Origin of the sequence: Kiloniella sp. (assembly GCF_965205715.1) — a bacterium.
In the GTDB taxonomy this organism is placed as follows: domain Bacteria; phylum Pseudomonadota; class Alphaproteobacteria; order Kiloniellales; family Kiloniellaceae; genus Kiloniella.
Genome location: NZ_CBDBHW010000008.1, coordinates 143252 through 168130 on the forward strand (window position 1 = coordinate 143252; position 24879 = coordinate 168130).

A 24879-nucleotide genomic window follows, 5' to 3' on the forward strand; every position below is an offset into this window, starting at 1 on the left:
GCAGGACAGTATGGATCAAGTTATGAATTTTCTCTCCATGGGAAATTATGGAGCTTACATTTGGACGGCGTATAGTCTTACCGCCATTGTTATGCTGTCGCTGCTTGTCACCACCTTACATCGTCTCCGCAAAAATCAAGCCGAGCTTGAGGAACTCCAACACTTAAGGGAGTCTGCGGGACAAGGTAACAACAAGAAAGAGACAGCCCGCCCATGACGCGGAAAAGCCGTAGAATGTATATAATCGTGGTCGCCTTTGCTTTATTGGCCTCTGCGACTGCTCTTGTGCTAACAGCTTTTGAAGACAATCTGGTATATTTTTATAGCCCGACTGACCTTAAAACCAAGCAAGTCACGGTTGGTCGCTCACTTAGGCTTGGTGGCCTTGTTGAAGAAGGTACTTTCGTCAAACTGGGTGATGGGTTGAGTATCCGCTTTTCCATTACCGACGGTGCAGAAAGTGTCCCTGTTTCCTACAAAGGCATACTCCCCGATCTCTTTCGTGAAGGACAGGGCGTAATTACCGAGGGAAGTTTGAATGAAAAAGGTGATTTCATCGCCCATGAAGTCCTGGCCAAACACGACGAAAACTATATGCCCGCAGAAGTCATAGAAGCCCTTAAGGAATCTGGCGAATGGCGTGGTGACGAGGAAGGTCAGGCAATAGAATGATTGCTGAACTTGGACAATACGCGCTTATCATGGCCCTTTTGGCAGCCATCTCTCAATCCATCCTACCCTTGATTGGGGCAGAGCGGCTCGACAGTCGCTTGATGGCTTTTGGAAGTCACGCTTCCTTGGTACAGCTTTTGTTTGTCAGTATGGCTTTCGGTTGCCTAACCCAGGCCTATATTGTCTCTGACTTTACCCTGTTAAACGTTGCCGAAAACTCTCACTCCACCAAGCCGCTGCTTTATAAAATCAGTGGTGTATGGGGAAATCATGAAGGCTCCATGCTTTTGTGGGTTCTCATTCTGGCGATCTTTGGCGCCGCTGTGGCTGCTTTTGGCCGGAATCTCCCCATAACACTCAAAGCACGCGTACTGGCCATTCAGGCTATGATCGGGGTTGGGTTTCTGACTTTCCTGATTTTTACCTCTAATCCCTTTACCCGCCTTTTGGTTCCGCCAGAGAACGGGCAGGATTTGAATCCACTTTTGCAAGATCCTGGGCTCGCCTTTCACCCACCGATGCTCTACGTCGGCTATGTCGGATTCTCGGTTGCCTTCTCCTTTGCTATTGCAGCCTTGATCGAAGGAAAAGTTGATGCAGCCTGGGCCCGCTGGGTTCGTCCTTGGACCCTTACCGCCTGGGTATTTCTGACAGGTGGAATCGCCCTGGGAAGCTGGTGGGCTTATTATGAGCTTGGTTGGGGCGGCTGGTGGTTCTGGGATCCGGTTGAAAACGTATCATTTATGCCCTGGCTTATGGGTACGGCACTTCTTCATTCCGCCATTGTTGTGGAAAAAAGGAACTCCCTTAAGGTTTGGACCATCCTGTTGGCGATCCTTACCTTCTCTCTATCCCTTATCGGCACCTTTATCGTTCGCTCAGGACTTTTAACTTCCGTACACGCTTTTGCTGTCAATCCAGAGCGTGGGATCTTTATTCTTATTCTGTTAGCAATCGCGATTGGAGGCTCACTCACCCTCTTTGCGATGCGTGCCCCTGCCCTAAAGGCCGGTGGCATCTTCTCTCCAATCAGTAGAGAAGGCGGTTTACTTCTGAACAACCTTCTTCTCAGCACTGCTTGTGCCACCGTTTTCCTTGGTACCTTGTATCCACTGTTTATGGAAGCATTGGGCGGTGGCCGAGTATCCATTGGCCCGCCATTTTATAACAAGACCTTTGTCCCGGTGATGGTACCTCTGTTCTTCCTGGTTTGCATTGGCGCATATTTACCGTGGAAACGTGCGGATCTCGTCGGCGTTCTAAAACGCCTGAAATACGCCGGATTGGCCGCCCTACTCGCCTTGCTATTCGCTTGGTATATTTCTAACGGCGGCCCTCTACTCGCCATTCTCGGTCTGGGAATGGCCGCATGGATGCTCCTTGGCACTCTCAGCGAGTGGGCCGACCGTATTAAGCTCTTCCGCGCCCCCCTGTCCAAAAGCTGGCAACGGGCACGAAACCTTCCTGGTTCATCGTGGGGTATGACCCTTGCACACGGTGGTTTAGCCATCGCAATTATGGGCATGATTTCAACCACAGCCTGGAAAGTTGAGGACGTCGCGGTTCTTAAACCCGGGGAAACCATATCGGTTGCAGGCACGGATTATCGTTTTGATGGTGTCCGGGAAATAACCGGGCCAAACTACAGTGCTGTAGAAGGTACCTTTAATGTAAGCCAAGACGGCGTCTATATGGCGACCCTCAAACCTGAAAAGCGTCTCTACACAGTTAAGAGCATGCCAACAACCGAAGCAGCCATATACTCGACCTTTGTTGGTGATTATTACGCCGTAATCGGCGATTCAGATGGTGCAGGCGGATGGACGGTTCGCATCTACCGCGAACCACTGGTTACCTGGATCTGGTTTGGGTGTACCCTCATGGTTTTCGCAGGACTGTTATCTCTTGCGGATCGACGCCTTCGTGTTGGTGCGCCCGCTAAAAAAAGAACAAAGAAACAAGCCCGAGAAGCAGAAGCATGAGTATAAAACGGAAAGCCATTTTTGCCCTGCCGCTACTGATCACGGTAATTATCTTTGGCTATTTTTTTTGGGCACTAACCAAGCCTGGGCGAGATCCAAAAATCTTACCATCTGTGCTGATTGACAAGCCTGCACCTGAATTCGACCTCAAAGCTCTGGATGCTCTGGGCGTTCCCGGTTTTGCCCGTAAAGATTTAACCAACAATGGTAAAATTTCAGTGGTCAATATTTTTGCATCCTGGTGTATCCCCTGCCTTGTAGAACACCCCGACATGATGAAATTGGGCCAAAGAGACGATATCAATCTCTATGGCATTAACTATCGGGACAAACCTGACGACGCTTTGGGATGGCTCAACAAGAATGGCAACCCGTATCACAGGGTTGGCCGTGACCCCAAAAGTCGCGCAGGAATAGATTGGGGCGTTTACGGAGTTCCCGAGACATTTATCGTCGATGCCTCCGGCACCATTCGTTACAAACATGTTGGCCCTCTAAACACGGGTGATTTAGAAGACACCATACTGCCAATCATTGATAGCCTTCAGGCCCAGCAATAGTCGTAATAGAGGAAGTACCTTAAAAGCATGCGTGGCTTTATTCTATCAACAACCCTTCTCTTTGCCTTGGTCGCCAGTATCGGGATCTTAAGCATCAACCTTGTTCAAGCTGTTGAACCGGACGAAGTATTGGATGACCCCGTATTAGAAGCAAGGGCACGTGAAATCTCTAAAGAGGTGCGTTGCCTTGTTTGCCAAAACGAGCCCATTGATTCTTCCAATGCAGACCTTGCAAAAGAACTTCGTATTGTCGTGCGCGAAAGGCTGGTTGCAGGAGATAGCGACGATGATGTGAAAGACTATTTGTCTTCTCGATATGGTGACTTCGTCCTTTTCCGCCCCCCTTTTAAAGCCTCAACTTTCTTACTCTGGTTTGGCCCACTGCTCGTTTTTGCAATCGGCGTAGCTGGAATTTTCTTCTTCTTCCGAGGAAACCGCGCCCGTAAAGCCGCCACTCCTTTGAGTGATGAAGAGCAAGCTAAACTGCGGCAACTCCTCAGCAATAGTGCAGATACTCCCAATCCAAAAAAAACAAACCCAACAAGCAGTAACAGTAAGGGAGAAGCATCATGATTTTTTGGGTAATCATTGGCCTATTAACCGCGCTCTCTCTTTTGGTGTTATTACGCCCCTTGATGGCGTCAGCTCAAAAAGCCCCTGCCAACACAGCGGAATCCGATCTTGCGGTCTACAAAGACCAACTTAAAGAGATCGATCGCGACCTCAAAGCAGGTAATCTCGGGGAATCTCAGGCTGAAACAGCCCGAATTGAAATTCAACGTCGCATTCTTAACACCAGCCAAGAACAGTCCTCTTCGACAAAGGGGACGCCCTTAACCGCACCAGCGATGAAAATGGTCGTTGGACTTTTGACGATCATTTTCCCTCTGGCAGGCATAATTCTTTATCTTGAACTCGGCCAACCTGGGGTACCCAGCATGCCATTGGCTGAAAGAAACATTGCAGCTGAGCGTACTGCACTCGCCCAAGAACAGAATGCCTCGAGAAATGAAGAGATGCTGGGTCTGGCTCAAAAGCTTGAAACCAGATTAAACAACGATCCAACCAATTTAGAAGGCTGGATGTTGCTCGGCAGTACATATGCCGAAATCGGTGCCTATGCGAAGGCCGAAGGTGCTTTCCGACAGGCGATGAAAAACACCCCTGCTTCGGCAATCGTCTATGGCGCCGTCGCTGAAATGATTGTTGCACAAGCTGAAGGCCTAGTCTCTTCAGAGGCTCTTTCTTTGTTTCAAAAAACTCTTGAGCTTGACCCCAATGATCCCAGAGGTCTGTTTTATAGTGGCCTGGCCCTGAGTCAGGCAGGAGAAAATGAAAATGCGCTTAAACTTTGGTTAAAGTTGAGGCAATTGACCTTTGCCAATGACCCCTGGCTCCAGGTTCTCGATGCTCAGATTGCAGACCTCGCGATTGCCTTGGAAATGAACCCTTCCGAGATGCTTGCATCTTATCCTGCCAAAGCGCCGCTCGAAAACCCAACACAAGCAACACCAGATCAAACAGGACCAACGTCTGAAGAAATGGCAAGTGTGGCTGAGCTAAGCGTTGAAGAACGAAACGAGATGATCAATGGAATGGTGGACCGTTTGGCGGAAAGACTTAAAGAAACCCCAAATGATCTAAATGGCTGGATCCAACTCATTCGCTCATACCATACTTTAGGGCGCGTTGAAGAAATCGAGTTGGCTCTCGCAAACGCAGAAAACGCCGCCTTGAAACAGCCTGATGTATCCTTTGCTCAAGAACAAATCAGTAAGCTGAAACAAGAGCTTGGATTTTAAAAAGGGATCTCGGCTTATAGGTACTCCTACAGAAAGACGTAGTTCTTTGCAGCATCAACACGTAGTTCTGTGTTATTTTTACTTTTCATAATGAAAAAATCACACTAACTTCATTAGGAAGAAAAATACATATAACTTAGCAATGGGGACATAACCTATGGCGTCAGACGCCGCGGCTATGGTGGATAGTACACCTGCTCTTGTCTGTGATGATATTCATAAATCATTTGGCAACATTGAAGTCCTTAAGGGTGTTTCCCTGACCGCTCACCAAGGTGACGTAATTTCCATGCTGGGCTCCAGTGGGTCCGGGAAGAGCACCTTTTTACGTTGCATCAACCTATTAGAAACCCCGAATTCGGGTAAGGTTACTGTTGGTGGCGAACTCATCAACATGAAAACCACCAAGTCTGGTGAATATGTACCGGCAGACCACAAGCAGATCGAGCGTATCAGATCAAAACTATCAATGGTTTTTCAAGGATTCAATCTCTGGTCTCATATGACGACGCTTGAAAATATCATCGAAGCCCCGATTCATGTTCTTGGCCTTAGTAAGGCCGAAGCAACTGAGCGTGCTAAGGCAATGATGGAAAAAGTCGGAATTTACGAACGCAAAGACTACTACCCGGCGCACATGTCTGGGGGGCAGCAACAACGCGTAGCTATCGCCCGAGCCCTTGCGATGGATCCCGAAGTGATGCTTTTTGATGAACCAACGTCCGCTCTTGACCCAGAGCTTGTCGGCGAAGTTCTCAAGGTTATTCGCGATTTGGCCGAAGAGGGCCGCACCATGATTGTCGTGACCCATGAAATGGGATTTGCCCGCGAAGTATCCAACCAAACGATCTTCCTTCATCAAGGACGTATTGAGGAACAAGGAAATCCAAAAGAGATTTTTGCAAATCCCCAATCAGAACGATTTAAACAGTTTATCGCTGGAAGCTTGAAATAATAAAAATAACCAAACCATAAAAAACACAATTAGGGAGCATTAAGAATGAAAAAATTCCTCATTACGGCTGTTGCAGCCGCTATGACTTTTACAGCGGGTTCAGTCTCTGCTGAAGATCTACGCATTGGTGTTGAGGGTGCATACCCTCCATTCAGCAGCATTGATCCAAATGGTAACGTTGTTGGTTTTGACATTGATATCGCAAACGCTCTTTGCGAAGAAATGAAAGCAAACTGCACCATGGTTGTTCAGGATTGGGACGGCATTATTCCTGCGCTGAATGCCAAAAAATACCACGCGATCATCGCGTCGATGTCCATTACAGAAGAGCGTAAGAAGAAAGTAGATTTCTCTGAGAAATACTACAACTCACCAGCTCGCTTCCTTCGTAAAAAAGGTTCTGGCATTGAAATCACTGCTGAAGGCATGAAGGGTAAATCTGTTGGCGTACAACGTGGAACCATCCATGACGTTTTCCTTACAGCAGAGTTCCCGGACACTGAAATCAAACGCTACGGCACACAGGATGAAGCGTATCTTGATGTCGCAGCTGGTCGTGTAGATCTTCTGATTGCAGATTCCATTGCTATGGATGACGGCTTCGTCAAAACACCTGCTGGTAAAGACTTCGAACTTTTTGGTCCATCTTATAACGACCCAAAATACTTCGGTGTTGGTGCAGGTATTGCTGTTCGTAAAACCGATACAGAACTTCGTGATCGTTTCTCCGCTGCAATTAAAGCCATTCGTGCCAACGGTGTCTACAAAGCGATCAACGACAAGTACTTCGATACAGACATCTACTAGGATTTACGATGGAATTATCCATCTTTAGATCAAAGTAAAAACTCTAAGAGCACCGCTAGAGGTCAAACTCTGGTGGTGCTTTTACATAGAGGCCTGCTTTAATCAGGCAAAACCCGGAATGAGAATATGATTGATCTTGGCGGCTACGGCTTCAGTATCCTGGTATCAGGTGCCAGTATTACAGTTTCGATTGCAATTGCCTCACTTGTAATCGCCTGTCTACTCGGAATGATATCCGCATTAGCTAAACTATCAGATAACCGTGTAGCGCGTGCTGTATCGACTATTTACACGACGCTTATTCGAGGCGTTCCTGACTTGGTCTTGATGCTGTTGATATTCTTTGGCGGTCAGATTTTCGTAAATAACCTACCGGAAAACCTTTTAAATCTTACAGCTTGGTTCGGTGACCTTCCTGGAATTAAAGGAACAATTGTCGATAACGGAGAAGCTCTTAAGGCATCAGCTCAACCCTATCTTGATTGGGGATATATCGACATCAACCCCTTTATTGCAGGGGTAATCACTGTAGGCTTCATTTTTGGTGCCTATATGGGAGAAACATTTCGAGGGGCAATTTTGGCTGTAGATCGCGGCATGCTCGAGGCCGGAACGGCTTATGGCATGACCAAGTTCCAGATCACACGTCGTATCCTCTTCCCCCAAATGGTTCGTCACGCGCTTCCCGGGTTTGGCAATAACTGGCTTGTCCTCATGAAAGCCACTGCAATTGTCTCTATTATCGGCCTGGATGACATGGTTAGAAAAGCTGGCTTGGCCGCTGGGGCAACACGCCAACCCTTTAAATTTTATCTCACAGCTGCCGTTGCGTTTCTCATCTTTACCACGGTCTCCATTTGGTTACAAAAAATGGCTGAGAAAAAATATTCTGTTGGTGTAAGGAGTGCTCTCTAATGGATTTTGAAATTATTTTTGATGAGCTTCCACTCTATTTCGATGGCCTTCTTTTAACGATACAGCTTGTCCCACTTGCACTCGCCATTGGATTTGTATTTTCAATTCCATTGGCGGTAATGCGACTTTCGAAAAACCCTCTGATCAACTATCCAGTATTTGCTTTTACATATGCCTTTAGAGGTACACCTTTGATTGTTCAGTTATTTCTCCTCTACTATGGGGTCGGACAATTTGAGGGATACAGTGAACTGACAAAGGAATTTTCCTTTCTTAAAGGAGCATACTTTTTCGCACTTCTCGGCTTCACACTGAACACTGCAGCCTATACCACTGAAATATTCAGAGGCGCCATGGCACAAACATCCTTTGGAGAGGTTGAAGCTGCAAAAGCTTGTGGTATGAGCAAAAGCCTGATTTTCAGACGCATCATTATTCCGAGTGCTCTGCGTAGAGCCTTACCTGCCTATTCAAACGAAGTTATCTTCATGCTTCACGGTAGCGCTCTGGCCAGTACAATCACTCTTGTTGATCTCACAGGTGCGGCCAGAATCGTTATGTCGCGATACTACGCACCTTATGAAGCTTTTATTACCGCGGGGGTGTTTTATTTCTTTTTAACCTTCGCCTTCATTTGGATATTCCGCCAGGTAGAAAACCATTACAACCGGCACCTCAAACGTAGAGAAGAAACTATTCAGGTTGTTACCTGATTATAATGAATACTTTGCTTAGGTAAAAAAGGTTGGCTCTGCCAACCTTTTTTGTTTTCAATACGATAAGAAACCCAAGCCATATATAAATCTCTCTTGCTATCAAATTAATACTAATTTTATTCCCTTTGAATGGAGCACAAATGACCACAACCACGATAATACATCATACGCTTAACTAACAACCAAGCCCAACTGGTGGGTGACTGGCCAATTTGAAAATTGCGTTTTAGGTTAAGGTATTGTTTACTTTAAACTGTGTTATCATCAACTTATCAGATCATTGATAACCTTATTTATATAAGATTAATGGTTAATTCGTATACTCAACTACAAAATAGAAAACGGTACGATTACAAATGATGGTTAATGGGGAATTAGCGATAGATATGAGTATCAATAATGCGGACCTTGAAAGTATAAGAGCCCAGCTCCCTGGTTCCAATATTGATGAGAAATCTCTACTTGCAACGGACTACCTTAATCATCTCAATGAAGCCGTCATGATGATAGAAATGGTGCCCGATATGCCAGACCTTTTTGAAGAGGTTCAGGCATGGCAACCAAAGACCTATCAACAGCATTTTCTCGATAGTAGCTTCCAGGCAAAAGACCTTGCCGTTTCAGCCTACGACGCGGCCCCAGCAATATTCCGCCAACCTTTTGACAAAGCCATAGAGCTCGCTGACAAGGGAATAACGGATACTCGGGATGCAATAGAACAAGCTCTCGCTGCGGGGGATCAAGTATCAATTGCCGCTCTTGTACCAGATGCTTCTACCCATATCCGCCATATGATTGATATTGCAAGTGCTGTCATTCACGGCAATCCAAATGTATTGTCCGCTGATAAAATCATGGAAATCGAAATGGACTGGCAGGCCACTCTCTCTGGTAACATGATGGCTGGTGGTATGGCTGCAGAAGAAGAAGAGGCCATCGATGCAGCAGCAATGGGCCAAGATGATATCGATGCTCTATTCGATTAGTACCGACAATCCTCACAACTTCTTAAAGTACTAGCTTCAATTTTTGTTACAAAAAGTCAGATATGTAACAAAAATACCCCAGAACACAGCCTTGACGTCAGGCCTTTCCCTTAGCACACTCCCCGCGCGTGTTAAGAGGAGAAATCATGCAAGATTTATCTACGTTCTGGGACATCACCGTCGAAGTATGGACCAAAGGTGTTTTCGGTATTGATATCGGACATATTTTAACTGCTGTAGGCATCTTTTTAGGTTTTATAGTCATACGCGGAATTTTTTCCCGACTGGTTATTAACCGCCTCAAAGCTATAGCGAGCCGAACAAAGAATTCAGTTGATGATCATGCCCTCGAAGCTCTCGAAGGTCCTATCCGCATGGTCCCTATAGCTTTAGGGGTATTTTTATCTCTCGACTATCTGGGGCTGACAGGCGAAGCAGCAAATCTTGGCAGTAATCTTGTCCGATCTCTCATCGCTTACACGCTCTTCTACGCCGTCTATAAACTCATCGATCCTCTCGATTTCCTCTTACACCGCTTTACGACGGTCCTCACCAGCATCATGGTTGATTGGATCATCAAGGCCCTAAAGATCTGTGTGGTTCTCCTTGGTATTGCCAGTATCCTTGAGCTCTGGGGCATCAACGTCGGTGCCATTATTGCAGGTCTTGGCCTCTTTGGTGTCGCGGTTGCTCTGGGGGCACAAGATCTCTTTAAGAACCTCATCGCCGGAATACTTATTATTGCAGAAAAAAGGTTTAGCCGCGGGGATTGGGTTAGTATTGAAGGTGTCGTTGAAGGTACTGTAGAAGATATTGGTTTTCGTTCCACCCGCATCAGACGCTTTGACAAGGCACCGGTATATGTTCCGAACGCAAAGCTCGCTGATAATGCAGTCATCAACTTCTCTAAGATGACCAATCGCAGGATCTATTGGAATATCGGCCTAGAGTACGACACCACCAGCGCCCAGCTCAGACAGATCGTTAAAGAGATCAAAGAGCACCTATACAGTAATCCTGAATTTGAAACCGACGATGCCAGAGCAACAACACTGGTCAACATCGATAGCTTCAACAGCTCATCCATTGATATCATGATCTATTGCTTCACCAAGACCACCAACTGGGGAACATGGATGAATATAAAAGAAAACTTTGCCCTAACATTGAAAGAGATAGTCGAGAACAATGGAACAGGGTTTGCTTTCCCCACGTCGACTCTCCACGTTGCTTCGCTCCCCGAAGCTCCTGCACAGATTGGTAATATTCCCGGCCTTACCCCTGAAACGCCGTTGAATAAGGGATAAGCAGAACTCGATATAACATCGATAGATATAGGCCCTCATTAATTGAGGGCCTTACTTTTTTAGCCTTTAGCCCACGGCATGATAGGAACCGAAGTAATCGAGTTCTTTGGGCTGCCTTCAATCAGTTTGTCGCTATAGACAAGATAGACCAGTACATTACGTTTCTTGTCAAAGAAACGAACCACTTGCATGGATTTAAACACAAGAGAAGTACGCTGAGTAAAAACTTCTTCCCCATCCTTTAACTCTTCTCGGAACTTAATAGGCCCCACTTGGCGACAAGCAATAGATGCATCAGCCGTATCTTCCGCCAGGCCAACCGCCCCGGAAATACCGCCTGTTTTTGCCCGGCTCAAATGGCAAGAGACTCCTTCAACTTTGGGATCATCAAAAGCTTCGATCACAATTTTATGGTTGGGTCCGACCCACTTGAACACCGTATCAACGGAACCAATTACCTCAGCGGAAAGTGGGGTGATGAAAGTCGTCATCAGACCTGCAATCAGGGTTATTTTCTTTAAAAAAGAACTTAGGGAAAGTGGGTTCATAATAACCTCATAAAATAGATAATACTGGCACTGATAAACTAGCTACGGGGTTTAACTTCACCGTGGCGAAAACAGTCTGTTACATGGTCATTTACCATTCCACACGCTTGCATATATGCATAACAAATGGTGGGGCCAACAAATTTAAAGCCATGTTTCTTAAATAGTTTTGACAATTGCTCTGATTCGACCGTTGAAGCCGGTACGCTCCCCAAATCCTGCCAGGTATTGTTAATGCTCTTGTCACCAACAACAGACCAGACAAAAGCAGAAAACGCTCCTTCGCCCCCTTTCATGATTTCAATCCAAGCTTTTGCATTTGAAATCACGGATTTTACCTTCAGGCGGTTACGTATGATTCCAGCGTCCGTCATCAACCTTTCTACATCCTGATCGGTAAAGGCTGCAATTTTTTGGGGGTCAAAATCAGCAAAGGCTGCCCTATAATTTTCGCGTTTTCGTAAAATAGTAATCCAGGACAAACCAGCTTGTGCGCCTTCAAGGATCAGCATTTCAAAAAGCTTTTGATCATTTGTTACGGGAACACCCCACTCCTGATCGTGATAATCCAAATAGAGAGGATCATCACTCACCCAGCCACAACGTACTGGTTCTTCAGACTTATTCCCCAACGTCGCCCCCATAGTAATTCATTCCATTTCTCTGGTTTAAACACTGACATTGTCACAGTGCAATAACTCACATTGCTTTGTACAATTGGCAGTAGGTTTACAAGAGATTGATAACCAGATAATCAATCACTATCTAAGCCCCAAGACTAAACGATTAAACATATAGGATGGGAAATGAGCGAAATCAATTCACTGATTAAAGGGTATCACGCATACCGTACTGTAGACTACCGTCGCGATGAGGCACTGTTGCGCTCTCTCGCCGAAAAGGGACAATCCCCTAAAGCTATGGTTATCAGTTGTTGTGATTCTCGTGTTGAGCCATCGGCGGTTCTCGGAACAATTCCCGGTGATTTGTTTATGGTTCGAAATGTCGCCAACCTTGTCCCACCATTTGCCGCTGACAGTAAGCATCACGGTACATCTGCGGCTTTGGAATTTGCAATCACACAGCTCGAGATACCTAACCTCATCATTATGGGACACGCCATGTGTGGTGGTATCAAAGCGTTAATCGACGGCTCTGTTGATACAGAAGATGACAGCACGTTTATTTCCAATTGGATGTCGATTGCAAAAGACGCCAAAAATAATACCGACTGCTGTAAGCAGAACAAGGAAGAGTTTCAACGCAGTGTAGAGCAAGCCTCCATATTAAATTCTCTTAAGAATCTTATGAGCTTTCCTTTTGTGAAAGAGCGCGTGGAGGATGGGCGCCTTGAGCTTCATGGTTGGTATTTCGATTTCTCTTCAGGTGAGCTTTTTGGCTACGACGAAAAACAAGATACGTTCATCAATCTATAATTCTGCTCGTTGATTCTAAACGTTAACGTTTAATCAAATGAATCGAGTCATGCTATCCCTATAAAAATAACTTTGGGGATAGTACGCTCGCGCGCGCTAACAGGGATATGGCTCTTGCAGAATTGGATAACGGAAATGGCGGCCCAGCTCAGGAAGCCTTTGAAAGTGACGAGAAAAATAGTACTGATCTGTTTATAAAGCACTATTTCGAACGAATTTCACCCGACGTCGCCGCGACTTTCACAGAAGAACAAAAGCACGCCATCAAACAGATGTTTGGAGCCCGAGGGTATGCCAAACACCCCGTAGAGGTAAGGCGTTCGATTCCCTTCGGGCGAAATCGTTTTTACCTGATTTTCTTACTTGGGCGCGAGCGGCGCGCCTACGATCGCCTAAAAAATGAAGGACAGGCATCTGGATATATTGCCTATGCCCTTGCCAGTGCGTTCTGGCTCGCACCAGCAGTTATGATTGCGGCTCTCTTACACTTTCTAAATTGAGGCTAGTGTCACGTCATTAGTAAACAAGTAATCAAGGCTTGCCGTTATTAATCCGGGCAACAGTATTAGTCGTTGAAAAGCCATCTTCAATATTTGCCAAAATAACTTTACCACCATTGTTGATCACGACATCGCCGCCAACGACTTGATCGACGGTGTAATCAGCACCTTTAACAAGCACATCAGGCAATATAGCTTCGATTAACGATAGTGGCGTGTCGTCGTCAAACAAAACAACCTGATCAACTATTTCAAGTGCCGCAAGAACAGTTGCACGTGCGGTTTCGTTTTGAATAGGGCGACTTTCCCCCTTGTATCTCTTGACCGAAGCATCGGTATTCAAACCAACAATCAACCGATCACAAGCAGACTTTGACTGTTGCAGAGATGAAATATGCCCCGGGTGAAGAAGGTCGAAGCTCCCATTAGTAAAGCCGATTTTATAACCAGCTCTCCGCCATTGCCCGACACGATGAACAACCGTTTCCAGTTCTGCAATTTTACCTTGGGAAGATAATCCATTCCGCGCGAGAAGCGCTTGTCTTATTTCACTGCCATAGGCCACAGCTGTACCAGTTTTGCCAACCACAATACCTGCGGCCACGTTTGCAAGCCAAGCTGCCTGGGTTAGGTCCATTCCAGCGGCAAGTGCGGCTCCAAGTACGGCAACAACTGTATCTCCCGCTCCTGATACATCGAAGACTTCTCTTGCTTCTGCATCCAGATGCTCAACAAGTCCGTCTTCAGTTACAAGGGTCATCCCCTCTTCACTTCGCGTTGCCAGAACTCCCTTAAGTCCGCACGTCTTAATTAAGTGCTGACAAGCAGCAACAACCGCGTCATCACCATCCACAGACATGCCTGTGGCTTCATGTAGTTCACGACGGTTAGGAGTTACAATAGAAACCCCCCTGTAAATACTATAATCACGTCCCTTTGGATCAGCGATAATATGGCAACCCGCGTCTAAACCAGCCTGAATTATTTTTTCTAACGTAGCAGGAGTAAGCACGCCCTTACCGTAGTCTGACAAAATCAAAACCGGAGCTTGAGGAGCACTTCTTTCAATCTTTGCAACAATCGCGTTACATGTCTCAGCTTTCAGTGAAGCGCTCATTTCTCTATCTGCGCGAAGAAGCTGTTGATTACTCGCAACAAACCGCTCTTTTACCGTCGTCTGTCGTCCCGGTTCAATGACGAGGTCATGGGAGGCTTCGCCCGTTTCAACTTCGACAAGTTTACATACTTCCTGACCGATGGAATCATCACCAACCACTGCAACAAATTGGGTAGAAGCGCCAACGGCGGCAAGATTTCGAAGCACGTTACCCGAACCACCTAACATTGAGACCTGTCGATCAATCTTTAAGACCGGGATAGGCCCTTCCGGAGAAATTCTCTCTACATGGCCATAGATAAATCGATCTAACATCAAATCGCCAACCGTCTGGACATTGGCACCAGCCAAGTCATCCACACGAGCAACAAGATCAAGAAGGTCAATAGCGGCGGAAGTTTGTAAAGTCATTAAAGCGATAACCAGTTTTAAAAAGAATTGGTACCTTTTGTGCTATCAAATGACTTCTTGAGCAAGGTTTTTGCTAACAGCCAATTAAAAATTGGTCTGTTCTGACAAAAAATCGAGAAACAATCGAATATGCGTTACCACTGTACGCTCGGAATAATACACCGCGGAAATCGGGATCGGGAGTTGTTCAACTTTATCCTGAAGAACGGGAATAAGTTGCCCTCGTTTCAATTCCTGCCGTACCGTAAAATCAGAGACACAGATAATACCGTTATGGAAAACAGATAACTGTTTCAGTGCCTCCCCGCTATCTGTACGCATATAAGGTATGATGGTAAGCCACTCTCCTGTTTTCGTTTTTAAAGGCCATACATTAAGCGATTTCGGGTTGGAAAATCCCAGACATTTATGATCGGCTAAATCATCAACACACTTCGGTTCCCCATGTTGTTTTATATAATTGGACGAAGCGTAGAGTGATCTGTGAGTATATCCAATCTTTTTGGCTTTCAGGGTGGAATCCTTAAGCTCTCCCACTCTTATAGCCACGTCGACCTTATCTTGAATCAAATCAGAAACAGACTCATTACTCCTAAGGTTAATGTCAATTTTTGGGTAAAGTTCAATAAATCGAGAAATTATCGGGGCGATCGCATGTAAAACAAAAGGCGTTGCGGCATCGATGGTTAATTGCCCCTCAGGCTCTGCCTTGTTATCTCGAAAATGAGTATGAATTTCCTCTAAACCATCAACTGTGGTTATAGCATGTTTTAACAGCCATTGACCTTCGTTCGTGATGAGAATATTTCGCGTTGTTCGATTAAAGAGCGTTGTTTTTAATCTACTTTCAAGATTCTTAATACTCCGGCTCACAACAGGCGGTGTAATATTCATCCGGTTCGCAGCACCAACAAAGCTTCCTGCCTCTGCTACCGCTATGAAAATGCGTAACTCATCCAGCTTAATCATAACGATCCTTATTAATGCATTTATGGCAACAATTAGATAACAAATAATGCATTTTTGATAACGATTAAAGAAGCTAATTAATCTCTTTCATATCATCCCCAATTTAGAGATTAAGGCTATGAACAGAGTTAATATTTACACGACCCAACCAGCTGCTTACGAAGCGATGTTTGGACTTGAGAAATATCTCAAGACAGTTGATTTACCTGAATTACTTGTCGAATTAATAAAGACACGTGCTTCTCAAATGAACGGGTGCGCCTATTGCATTCAATTGCACTCCAAAGCAGCTCAAAATCAGAACGAAACTGTCGACCGCCTGCTTGCTCTTCCCGCTTGGAGAGAATCCCCGATGTTTACAGAAAAAGAACGTTCAGCCTTAGCCCTAACCGAAGAAGTTACCCTGATTTCCCGTCGAGGTGTAAGCGATGAAGTTTATCGTAATCTACAAACGCACTTTAATGACGAACAGATCGCACAACTGATTATGACATTAACCGTAATTAATGCCTGGAATCGGATCGCGGTGACAACACACGCACAGTAAATTTAAGTAAATGCAACTCTCCTTTAAAAAGAATATCTCTTATGCGATCCATCCTTTTATTTTTACTGACACCCCTCATGCTTGTAAGTGAAATAGCGACGGGTACAGCAGCAGCACACGAAACAGATAAAGAGGTCATTCGGCAGCTCATAATTAAAGAATCACTTACAAATATTCCGGGCCACAACTTGACGGCCCTTACCGTACAACTCCCCCCCGGTAACGTTTCCCCCGCGCACAAACACGATGCGTTTGTCTTTGTTCATGTTCTGGCTGGTAACGTCAGAAGTCAGCTAGATAACGCCGAAGCAATTGACTATTCCGCTGGCGACAGCTGGGTGGAGCCCCCGGGCTCTGTACACACTCTGACACAAAATCTCAGCAATAAAGAAATTGCCAAATTACTTGTAATTTTCGTGAGAAAAGATGGAGATAAACTAACGACGTCAGGCCCAACTAACCAATAAACTGATCTCTACCTTCTATCCCACCTCAAAGGGCAATCTTTGGGGTGGGAGAAGTCACTCACTCCTAGCGCTATCTTGACCATGATTTGATACAAACCTTAATAAAATATATCTGTAAAATTTAAGGTTAACGATCTTTGAAGACTCTTCTCTGTATTAATGATACACGCAATAGCTCTTATTAGGACGTTAAGTAGTCTGGTTTCATGAATAACTCTTTCTCAAGCAAAGGCCCTGAGGGCCCGTTTAACCAAGAAAAGGTCTTCCTAGACTTTGTTAAACGCATTGGAAAACAAACGGATACCCGCAGAGCCGTGCACGTGCATCTTTCGCGGTTGCGTCCGTACCACCAGCGCCAGCATCATCTTCGGATTGCACAAAATGCTTGTGAAGATCTCATTGCAAAGTTTTCAGGAACATTATTTCGTTTGCACAATAACGACCTGGTGATGATTACAACTGGGGCAACAATTTCACAAATTGATGAAACAATTTTGCGACTTCGTTATCTTTTCAGTGACGACCCATTACTCGCAGGGGATTATAATCTTGATGCTGACCAGTTTTGTACCTGGTTTGATTTAGAGCGAGAATACTCCGATTTTATTGCTCTTGCGATCCACAAAAATGAAGAACTTGAAGCCAGTAAACTAAAAGAAAAAGCTGAAGTCATTGCATCTTTAAAAGGTAAACCCACTGAAAAGCCGACCACGCCTTTGATGCCTTCTCATTTAGCTATTCTGGCAAAAGCTATTGATCAGGCAGATCTTTCAAGTTTGATGAAAAGGCAGGCAATATATTTGCTCAACGGGGATCAAAAGCCAGAAGGACTATTCAAGGAACTATTTTTCTCCATTGATCAGCTTCAAAAAACTATTTTGCCGACACATGATTTACTTTCTAATCGATGGCTTTTTCAGGATCTGACCCGATATCTCGATAAAAGAATGCTCGTAATATTACGACAAAATGATGATTCATCTCTTTCTCGATCTTATAGTTTGAACCTGAATGTCGCGACAGCCTTATCAGAAGAATTTCTAAAGCTCGACCAGTCCCTAGGAGAAGCTGCAAGAAAATCAATTGTTATTGAGTTCCAGCTGCTAGATGTGTTCGCTGATGTCGGGAGCTTTACCTTTGCCAGAGATTTCCTGAAAGAACGTGGTTACAAAATATGTCTTGATGGCATTACCCACTTGTCAATGCCAATGATTGATCGACGTACAATGGGTTTTGATCTTTTAAAGCTGCAGTGGAATCAAGATTTAACCAAGTTCCTTAAAACCCCACGAGGGGATAGCATCCGCGCTGCAATTACCAAGGTTGATCCAAATAGGATGATTCTCTGCCACTGTGGTGCGGCAGATGCGATCACCACAGGTAAAGATCTCGGTATAAAACTGATGCAAGGTTTCTTCATCGATAAATATGCCAGGAATTGGAAGCGCACAGCATCAGAAGAATCGCATGAATTAGCCGATGCTATGGCGCGCCACAGAGCGGAAGAGAATCAAACCCAAGAAAGTTAAATCACGAAGACACCAGTTTATCTCCGTGGTTTATTACTTAGGCATGTGGCGCATATTTTGCCAGAATTCGTTGTAACGTGCGACGATGCATCCGTAAACGACGTGCAGTTTCAGATACATTTCTATCACACTGTTCATATACCCGCTGGATATGTTCCCAGCGAACACGGTCAGCCGTCATTGGCAACTCAGGCGGCGGCGGCATATCACCGTCTTCACTTGATTCAAGCAATGTTGCTGCGACTTGATCCGGATCAGCAGGTTTAGGTAGATAATCTAATGCCCCGACCTTCACGGCCGCGACAGCAGTTGCGATATTTCCATAACCAGTGAGAACAACGACACGTGCTCCCTTAGAAGTCTCATGAATAGCCTTTACGACATCCAGACCACTTCCGTCTTGTAACCGTAGATCAACAACAGCGTATTCCTGATTTTGAGTGTTAGCTATTTTAATGCCATCTGCTACGGAGTTCGCAATCGTCGTTTCAAATCCTCGACGCTCCATGGCTCTAGACAAACGTTCAGCAAAACGTTCATCATCATCAACAATAAGCAGTTTTTTCATTTCAGCTTCTTGTGAATCCGGCATTACTTGTTCACCCCTAGATATAATTCGTTTTTATAATTATTTACGTTAGTTTAGGCGCAGTGCACCGGTTGGTCAAAGTGGCAATTGTCTATGCAGATGTGCAAAAAAATCATGCATTATTTACGGTGACTTCCAGCCTTTGCCGAGGCCACACCACTTCTACGACTGCGCCACCCTGCTCGTGATTTGAATAGGTAACTTTACCACTGGTACGCGCAAGTAAGGTGGTGGCAATAAAGACCCCTAGTCCCATGTGTTCACCATCTTCTTCTTTTCGAGATTCGATTTCTTTTGGGGCACTCTCCCTACTCGATAGCATTGGATCCCCCAACCTCCCCAACACTTGCGGATCAAATCCTGGCCCATCATCATGAATTATTAAGGTTATGGTTCGGTCATCCCAAGCGATGGATATATCAACTTTTTCCCGGGCAAACTGGATAGCATTTTGAGCAAAGAGCCCCAGGCTATGTAAAATTTCAGGACTACGTAACACCAACGGATGTTCGCCACCCTTTTTCTCACTAGCCTCTCTTTGATCAAAATCCGAAGTGATCCGAGTCTTGATCTCTGGCTTATCGTGCGGTTCTACTGCTGCCTCAATCAAGCTCACAATCGGTATAATATTGTAAGGATCTCCCCCATCCTCTTCAGGCCAAGCCGCTAAGTTTTGCAATATCTCGCGACACCTCAAAATCTCACTAATGAGAAGTTCAACATCCGGCAAATAAATATCGTCGGGGGGGAGCTCCTCTTTCATTTCCTTTGCCACAACAAGCATTGTTCCCAAGGGACTCCCAAGCTCATGCGCCGCCGCCGCCGCAAGTCCCCCCAGGGCCGAGAGTTTTTGTTCCCTGGCCAATGCCATTTGCGAAGCAACTAATGCAACCCCCATCGACCGCGCTTCATGGGTTAAAGACGATACGTATACGGCCAGAAATATTGCGGTAAAAACCAGGGCGGCCCAAAGACCATAGAGATATAGCGAATGTAAAAAGAAACTTCCCTCTGGCCAAGGCAAAGGCGAATACCAAAACACGTTTATCGTAACCGCAACAATCGCGAGAAAGCTAAGAAAAATAGTACTTCGGCGTGATAAAATCGATGCTGAAACAGTTACGGGACCTAGGATTAATATTGAAAATGGGTTTGTCAGCCCCCCGGTTAAAGACAGCAAGACAGCAACCTGGACCAGATCAAATGCCAAAGCCATCGTCGCTTCCTTGTTTCTCAACCAGGAAGAAGCGGGCCTCGTCGCAATCTGCGCGATATTAAGAACACCGGATGTAAAAACAATAAACAGGGCTGGTACCAAAGGAAGGTCCAGGCCCAAACCAAAATGAGCTGTTAAGAGTGCAACAGTTTGGCCACAAAGAGCCATCCACCGAATAAACACCAGCGTACGTAAACGCACACGCCCTTGTTCTGGCTGCAAACCTAATTCTGGTTCGAGCTTGAAATAAGCACTCAACTTTCCCACCCTATTTGAAATTAACATTATCCTTAATGAGTAAGGAATATCATGCCAGAGGAAAAACAGAACAAGAAATGTTTCAGAAACCTGCTATATTGCTTGGATGCCACAACTTTCCATAGATGTTCAAAAGCTTTGTAAAAATTATGACGAGGTACGCGCAGTAAAATCGATCACTTTCTCAGTAAAAGCAGGCGAAACCGTCGCTTTACTCGGCGGAAATGGCGCGGGAAAGACGACAACGATATCGATGCTCCTGGGCATTTTATTACCCACCGCAGGCAGCATACGATTGCTGGGCGAGGATATTGTTGAAAATCGTTTTCGCATCATGCATCGGATTAATTTTTCATCGCCCTATGTTGATCTCCCCAGACGCCTTACCGTCCGGCAGAATTTAAATTTTTTCTGTAAATTATACGGTATCGTCAATGCCAAAGATCGTGTTGCCGTTCTTTGTGACGAATTGGATTTATATGAGTTTATTGATCGACCGACAGGCAGTTTATCCTCGGGGCAAAAAACCCGTGTATCCGTGGCAAAAGCTCTTGTTAATGAACCTGAAATCTTACTCTTGGATGAACCCACAGCCTCTTTAGATCCTGATACAGCTGACTGGGTTAGGAGCTATCTCAAGGATTATCAATCGCGTACTCATGCCGCTATCTTACTCGCTTCTCACAACATGTCAGAAGTGGAGCGGATCTGTGATAGTGTGCTTATGATGAAGTTGGGTAAAATCGTAGATCGAGGCACTCCATCTGATCTCTTGCATCGCTATAGCAGAACAAATTTAGAAGAAGTCTTTTTGGACATTGCCCGGGATCGAATCAGCCCGGATATTCAAGAAAAGGATCCACCGCGGGATAATCTTGAGCTTGGAGATCTTTGAAGATGACAAGAGCTCCTTTCGAAGGAACAAATTCTTTGCCCTCTCTTCATCCTGAAATGGCTTTGATAAGAAGTTCGTCAGGGCTAATGCGTATTCAAGCCGTTTTACTCCGGCACCTATACCTGATGAAGGCATCCTGGCCCCGCATCCTTGAAATGATGTATTGGCCTTCTATACAAATGGTTCTTTGGGGCTTTATTACCCAATTCCTCATGACCAATAGTAGCTATGTCGCGCAAGCCACCGGCGTGTTGATTTCTGCTGTTTTGCTCTGGGATATTCTTTTTCGCGGACAACTTGGCTTTAGCTTGTCATTCCTCGAAGAACTTTGGTCTCGAAACATTGGCAATCTTGCCGTCAGCCCTCTTCGGCCGGTTGAGTTTCTGATCAGTCTAATGATGATGAGTATGATCAGAACCATAATAGGGATAGTCCCGGCGACCTTTCTTGCCGTTCTTTTTTACAAGGTATCCATTTACGACCTCGGCTTACCGCTGGTGCTCTTTTTTTCGAATCTGTTGATAATGGGGTGGTCGATTGGTCTTCTTGTTTGCGCTTTGATACTCAGGGTTGGATTAGGTGCAGAATCGATGGCTTGGCTCACCATATTCTTAATCGCCCCTATTTCTGCGATATACTATCCAGTTGAAATTCTCCCCGACTGGCTGCAAACCCTTGCATGGTGCCTGCCCACCGCCCCTGTATTTGAGGGCATGCGTGCCATTTTATTTGGTGAGGGATTTCAACTTAATCTCTATTTGCATTCACTTGGATTGAACCTGCTCTACTTCTTAATAGGTATGGGCGTCTTTCTCTGGTCTTATCATGTGGCGAGAAAACGTGGCCTTCTATTGCAAATAGGAGAGTAGAGCAGGCTTTTTATAAGGTAGTCCGTTTATCGGAACGCGCCGTAAAACCTCGTCCTTCAGGGCGGGGATATAAGGCGCAACCGCGCTAGCGCGGTTTTTTGTTGGCTCGCTGCGTTTCGACATATTTGCGGATAATATCGAGCGGCGCACCACCACATGAAGCGGCAAAATAAGACGGCGACCAAAGGACACCTTTGCGATACCTACCCGTAATTTCAGGGCGAAAGCTTCGCAAACGGCGACTGGATACACCCTTGAGACTGTTGACCAGCTTAGAGAGGGATATTTTGGGCGGATAATTGATAAGCAGATGCACATGGTCGTCTTCCCCGTCACACTCGACGAGTTGCGCCTCAAAGTCGTTGCAGACCTTGGCAAAGATGTGCCGCAAGTCCTGTATAGCCAGTTCTGACAGCACATCTCTGCGGTATTTGGTAATAAATACCAAGTGTACGTGTAGCGCAAAAACACAATGTCTTCCTGTGCGATATTCATTTGAGTTGTCCATAGACCAATGGTAGAGTCGAGATATGCTAAAGGCAACCAAAGTCCGATTGTATCCCACTGTTGACCAGAGGAAGGCGTTTGCCTTTCAATTTGGCGCGATGCGGTGGGCGTATAATTTTACTTTGGGCTGGCGTAGCTCCGCTTGGAAAGAGCGCGGCGAAAGCATCAGCAAGCGCCAGACCTTGGACAAGCTCGTTGAACTGAAAGCCACGGAAGAAACAGGCTGGCTAAAGGAAGCCGATAGCCAAGCCTTGCAACAATCGGTGATGCATTTGGATGATGCCTTTAAGCGATTTTTTAGAAAACAGGGCCGCTATCCCCGCTTTAAGAGCAAACACGGCAAACAAGCCATGTCCTACCCGCAACGGGTCAAAATTGTAAATGGTGTCAGTCTGTACTTGCCCAAAGTCGGCACGGTCAAAGCAGTTCTGCACCGTGAGATTGTAGGTAAGATTAAGACCGTCACCATCTCGCGCACTCAAACAGGTAAGTACTATGCGTCAATCTTGTGTGATGATGGGCTGGAGGTTCCAGCCCTCTTAAAAACGATTGAAGCGGACGCGGTGACGGGTATTGATTTGGGCATAACGCATTTAGCGATTGCCAGCACGGGTGAAAAACAAAAGAACCCCCGTATTTTGAAACGTGCGGCGGCCAATTTGCGCCGCAAGCAAAAAACACTGTCACGAAAGAAGAAAGGGTCGGCAAACCGCAACAAGGCGCGTGTACTTGTTGCCAAGGCTCACGAAAGAACTGCCAACACGCGCAATGACTTTCAACATAAATTGTCAAAACGACTGGTTGACGAAAATCAAGCAATCTGCGTGGAGACGTTGAAAGTCAAAAACATGCTCAAGAATAGGAAGCTTGCCAAACATATCGCTGACGCGGCATGGGGCGAATTGCTCCGAAAGCTGACCTACAAAACAGCTTGGTCAGGTAAGCACCTCGTGCAAATTGACCAGTGGTTTGCATCCAGTAAGACCTGTTCTGATTGCGGCACTAAGGTTGATGCTATGCCGCTGTCGGTGCGGCAATGGACGTGCCAGACCTGCGACCAAGAGCATGACCGCGATATTAACGCTGCCATCAATATTCGGCAGCAAGGTATCCTGAAACTAAAGGCGGAAGGGCTATCCGTCTCTGCTTGTGGAGGCTCGCGTAATTCTGGCACACTGCCAGTTGCAGCCTGAGAAACAAGAAGCCTCGTCCTTTAGGGCGAGGAGTAGTCACTAATCAGCAGGGCCGCTCACCCCAGCTTCGGCAAAGGTCGCCATTCCATTATGACAAGCACAAGCGGCTTTCAAGATCTGGATCGCCAAGACAGCACCGGACCCCTCACCCAGACGCATATTGAAATTCACCAAAGCTTCTTTACCAATATTTTCCATCAGAGCAACATGACCCGGCTCTACGGATTGGTGCCCAACAACACAGTGATCTAGCAGACGATCATCAATGGCATGGAGTACAGCCGCAGCTGCTGTACAGGTATAGCCATCAAGGACTACAGGGGTTCTTGCCAAACGAGCTGCAATAACGGCACCCACGATCGCGGCGAGTTCAAGACCGCCAACACAACGGAGGATCTGGAAAGGATCGTTTTCAAACGTTGGTTTGTGTAGGGCAATAGCCTGATTAATGAGATTTGTTTTCAAGGTCAGTGTCTCGTCATCAACACCTGTGCCACGACCAACCCAGTCAGCGGCATCACCACCGTACAACGCTGTACATATTGCAGCTGCAGAGGTGGTATTTCCGATGCCCATTTCACCAAGGGCAAGCACTTCAATACCTTCTTCAACGGCCATCATTCCATAGGCAATGGCACGAACGAAATCTTCCTCTGACATTGCTGGCGCTTCGCTAAAATCAGCCGTTGGTTCATCCAATGCGAGTTCGTAAACCCTCAGATCCGAATCAGCCATACTACAGAGTTGATTTACCGCGGCTCCGCCATGAATGAAATTTGCCACCATCTGCTTGGTTACTTCTGCAGGGTAAGCCGAGACCCCTTTCGCAGCAATTCCATGATTCCCGGCAAAAACAGCGGTAAAAGGACGTTCGACCTCTGGCTTAGCCTTCCCCTGCCAAGATGCCAACCAAATGGCCAGTTCTTCCAAACGTCCAAGCGCACCAAGCGGTTTGGTCAATTGGCTTTGACGCTCCTCAGCGGCTTTAGCAGCTCCGCGATCTGGCCCGGGGAGTTCCTTTAATAGAACCCGAATTTCATCAAGTGTTGAAACAGAAGCTACGTCGGCCATTATTATTCTCTCCCTTGCCCCTGAATTTACACAGGAGTTCGTTACCTTTTGATCA

28 protein-coding genes are annotated in these 24879 nt (G+C 45.9%); 20 read left to right on the top strand and 8 right to left on the bottom strand.

Annotation, left to right across the window (positions count from 1 at the left end; all coding sequences use genetic code 11):
* The first annotated feature begins 37 nt into the window (after positions 1–37).
* From ccmD to ACOGW3_RS09170, 12 genes are all read left to right on the top strand, one after another.
* Positions 38–217, top strand: coding sequence for a heme exporter protein CcmD (gene ccmD / locus ACOGW3_RS09115; RefSeq protein WP_419902777.1), 180 nt, complete (start codon positions 38–40; stop codon positions 215–217).
* Positions 214–672: a cytochrome c maturation protein CcmE gene (gene ccmE, locus ACOGW3_RS09120; protein WP_419902677.1), complete on the top strand. Its 459-nt coding sequence runs from the start codon at positions 214–216 to the stop codon at positions 670–672. Before ccmD ends, ccmE begins: the two co-directional genes overlap by 4 nt.
* Entirely contained in the window at positions 669–2654 is a 1986-nt protein-coding gene (locus ACOGW3_RS09125) for a heme lyase CcmF/NrfE family subunit (protein WP_419902678.1), read from the top strand. Before ccmE ends, ACOGW3_RS09125 begins: the two co-directional genes overlap by 4 nt.
* A complete protein-coding gene (locus ACOGW3_RS09130) occupies positions 2651–3214 on the top strand; it encodes a DsbE family thiol:disulfide interchange protein (protein WP_419902679.1) in 564 nt (187 codons plus the stop codon). The genes ACOGW3_RS09125 and ACOGW3_RS09130 overlap by 4 nt, the downstream gene beginning before the upstream one ends.
* 27 nt (positions 3215–3241) lie before the next feature.
* The gene (locus ACOGW3_RS09135) at positions 3242–3787 is read left to right on the top strand and encodes a cytochrome c-type biogenesis protein (RefSeq protein ID WP_419902680.1); all 546 of its coding nucleotides are present in this window, start codon (positions 3242–3244) and stop codon (positions 3785–3787) included.
* Positions 3784–5016, top strand: a complete 1233-nt coding sequence (ccmI, locus tag ACOGW3_RS09140) for a c-type cytochrome biogenesis protein CcmI (protein WP_419902681.1) — start codon at positions 3784–3786, stop codon at positions 5014–5016. Before ACOGW3_RS09135 ends, ccmI begins: the two co-directional genes overlap by 4 nt.
* A gap of 178 nt (positions 5017–5194) precedes the next feature.
* Positions 5195–5971, top strand: coding sequence for an ABC transporter ATP-binding protein (locus ACOGW3_RS09145; protein ID WP_419902778.1), 777 nt, complete (start codon positions 5195–5197; stop codon positions 5969–5971).
* A gap of 45 nt (positions 5972–6016) precedes the next feature.
* Entirely contained in the window at positions 6017–6778 is a 762-nt protein-coding gene (locus ACOGW3_RS09150) for an ABC transporter substrate-binding protein (protein ID WP_419902682.1), read from the top strand.
* Between the two features lie 126 nt (positions 6779–6904).
* Entirely contained in the window at positions 6905–7693 is a 789-nt protein-coding gene (locus ACOGW3_RS09155) for an ABC transporter permease (protein WP_419902683.1), read from the top strand.
* On the top strand, positions 7693–8406 hold the full coding sequence (locus ACOGW3_RS09160) for an ABC transporter permease (protein ID WP_419902684.1): 714 nt from the start codon (positions 7693–7695) through the stop codon (positions 8404–8406). The genes ACOGW3_RS09155 and ACOGW3_RS09160 overlap by 1 nt, the downstream gene beginning before the upstream one ends.
* Before the next feature lie 389 nt (positions 8407–8795).
* Positions 8796–9395, top strand: coding sequence for a hypothetical protein (locus ACOGW3_RS09165; protein ID WP_419902685.1), 600 nt, complete (start codon positions 8796–8798; stop codon positions 9393–9395).
* 146 nt (positions 9396–9541) lie between these two features.
* Positions 9542–10702, top strand: coding sequence for a mechanosensitive ion channel family protein (locus ACOGW3_RS09170; RefSeq protein WP_419902686.1), 1161 nt, complete (start codon positions 9542–9544; stop codon positions 10700–10702).
* Between the two features lie 59 nt (positions 10703–10761).
* Here the strand turns inward: ACOGW3_RS09170 and ACOGW3_RS09175 are convergent, their stop codons facing one another.
* Together ACOGW3_RS09175 and ACOGW3_RS09180 are read right to left on the bottom strand one after the other, a co-directional pair.
* Positions 10762–11193, bottom strand: a complete 432-nt coding sequence (locus tag ACOGW3_RS09175; RefSeq protein ID WP_419902779.1) for a CreA family protein — start codon at positions 11191–11193, stop codon at positions 10762–10764.
* Between the two features lie 95 nt (positions 11194–11288).
* Positions 11289–11894, bottom strand: a complete 606-nt coding sequence (locus tag ACOGW3_RS09180; RefSeq protein ID WP_419902687.1) for a DNA-3-methyladenine glycosylase I — start codon at positions 11892–11894, stop codon at positions 11289–11291.
* Between the two features lie 162 nt (positions 11895–12056).
* On the opposite strand from ACOGW3_RS09180, the gene ACOGW3_RS09185 reads away from it, so the two are divergent.
* Positions 12057–12686, top strand: coding sequence for a carbonic anhydrase (locus ACOGW3_RS09185; RefSeq protein WP_419902688.1), 630 nt, complete (start codon positions 12057–12059; stop codon positions 12684–12686).
* Between the two features lie 107 nt (positions 12687–12793).
* A complete protein-coding gene (locus ACOGW3_RS09190) occupies positions 12794–13186 on the top strand; it encodes a hypothetical protein (protein WP_419902689.1) in 393 nt (130 codons plus the stop codon).
* Between the two features lie 31 nt (positions 13187–13217).
* Here the strand turns inward: ACOGW3_RS09190 and rfaE1 are convergent, their stop codons facing one another.
* Together rfaE1 and ACOGW3_RS09200 are read right to left on the bottom strand one after the other, a co-directional pair.
* Positions 13218–14714, bottom strand: coding sequence for a D-glycero-beta-D-manno-heptose-7-phosphate kinase (gene rfaE1 / locus ACOGW3_RS09195; protein ID WP_419902690.1), 1497 nt, complete (start codon positions 14712–14714; stop codon positions 13218–13220).
* A gap of 84 nt (positions 14715–14798) precedes the next feature.
* Positions 14799–15683, bottom strand: a complete 885-nt coding sequence (locus ACOGW3_RS09200) for a LysR family transcriptional regulator (protein ID WP_419902691.1) — start codon at positions 15681–15683, stop codon at positions 14799–14801.
* A 118-nt stretch (positions 15684–15801) separates the two neighbouring features.
* Here ACOGW3_RS09200 and ACOGW3_RS09205 point away from each other — a divergent pair, with 118 nt between their 5' ends.
* The 3 genes from ACOGW3_RS09205 (at position 15802) to ACOGW3_RS09215 (ending at position 18226) form a co-directional block, all read left to right on the top strand.
* The gene (locus ACOGW3_RS09205) at positions 15802–16230 is read left to right on the top strand and encodes a carboxymuconolactone decarboxylase family protein (protein ID WP_419902692.1); all 429 of its coding nucleotides are present in this window, start codon (positions 15802–15804) and stop codon (positions 16228–16230) included.
* Positions 16231–16271: 41 nt separating this feature from the next.
* Positions 16272–16697 carry a cupin domain-containing protein gene (locus ACOGW3_RS09210; RefSeq protein WP_419902693.1) on the top strand — a complete coding sequence of 142 codons (426 nt, stop codon included), beginning with the start codon at positions 16272–16274 and terminating at the stop codon, positions 16695–16697.
* 206 nt (positions 16698–16903) lie between these two features.
* Positions 16904–18226 carry a hypothetical protein gene (locus ACOGW3_RS09215; protein WP_419902694.1) on the top strand — a complete coding sequence of 441 codons (1323 nt, stop codon included), beginning with the start codon at positions 16904–16906 and terminating at the stop codon, positions 18224–18226.
* A gap of 37 nt (positions 18227–18263) precedes the next feature.
* On the opposite strand, the gene ACOGW3_RS09220 is transcribed toward ACOGW3_RS09215, so the two are convergent.
* Complete coding sequence (locus ACOGW3_RS09220; RefSeq protein WP_419902695.1) at positions 18264–18818, bottom strand: ActR/PrrA/RegA family redox response regulator transcription factor; 555 nt, start codon at positions 18816–18818, stop codon at positions 18264–18266.
* Positions 18819–18927: 109 nt separating this feature from the next.
* Positions 18928–20289: an ActS/PrrB/RegB family redox-sensitive histidine kinase gene (locus tag ACOGW3_RS09225; RefSeq protein WP_419902696.1), complete on the bottom strand. Its 1362-nt coding sequence runs from the start codon at positions 20287–20289 to the stop codon at positions 18928–18930.
* A gap of 106 nt (positions 20290–20395) precedes the next feature.
* Here ACOGW3_RS09225 and ACOGW3_RS09230 point away from each other — a divergent pair, with 106 nt between their 5' ends.
* Both ACOGW3_RS09230 and ACOGW3_RS09235 read left to right on the top strand, forming a co-directional pair.
* Entirely contained in the window at positions 20396–21184 is a 789-nt protein-coding gene (locus ACOGW3_RS09230) for an ABC transporter ATP-binding protein (RefSeq protein ID WP_419902697.1), read from the top strand.
* A 2-nt stretch (positions 21185–21186) separates the two neighbouring features.
* Positions 21187–22053 carry an ABC transporter permease gene (locus tag ACOGW3_RS09235; protein WP_419902698.1) on the top strand — a complete coding sequence of 289 codons (867 nt, stop codon included), beginning with the start codon at positions 21187–21189 and terminating at the stop codon, positions 22051–22053.
* 85 nt (positions 22054–22138) lie between these two features.
* Here ACOGW3_RS09235 and tnpA read toward each other — a convergent pair whose 3' ends face one another.
* Positions 22139–22561, bottom strand: coding sequence for an IS200/IS605 family transposase (gene tnpA, locus ACOGW3_RS09240; protein ID WP_419901409.1), 423 nt, complete (start codon positions 22559–22561; stop codon positions 22139–22141).
* Between the two features lie 22 nt (positions 22562–22583).
* Between tnpA and ACOGW3_RS09245 the strand changes: the two genes are divergently transcribed.
* Entirely contained in the window at positions 22584–23753 is a 1170-nt protein-coding gene (locus ACOGW3_RS09245; RefSeq protein ID WP_419901410.1) for an RNA-guided endonuclease TnpB family protein, read from the top strand.
* A 39-nt stretch (positions 23754–23792) separates the two neighbouring features.
* Here the strand turns inward: ACOGW3_RS09245 and cobT are convergent, their stop codons facing one another.
* Positions 23793–24824, bottom strand: coding sequence for a nicotinate-nucleotide--dimethylbenzimidazole phosphoribosyltransferase (gene cobT / locus ACOGW3_RS09250; RefSeq protein ID WP_419902699.1), 1032 nt, complete (start codon positions 24822–24824; stop codon positions 23793–23795).
* Positions 24825–24879 lie beyond the last annotated feature (55 nt).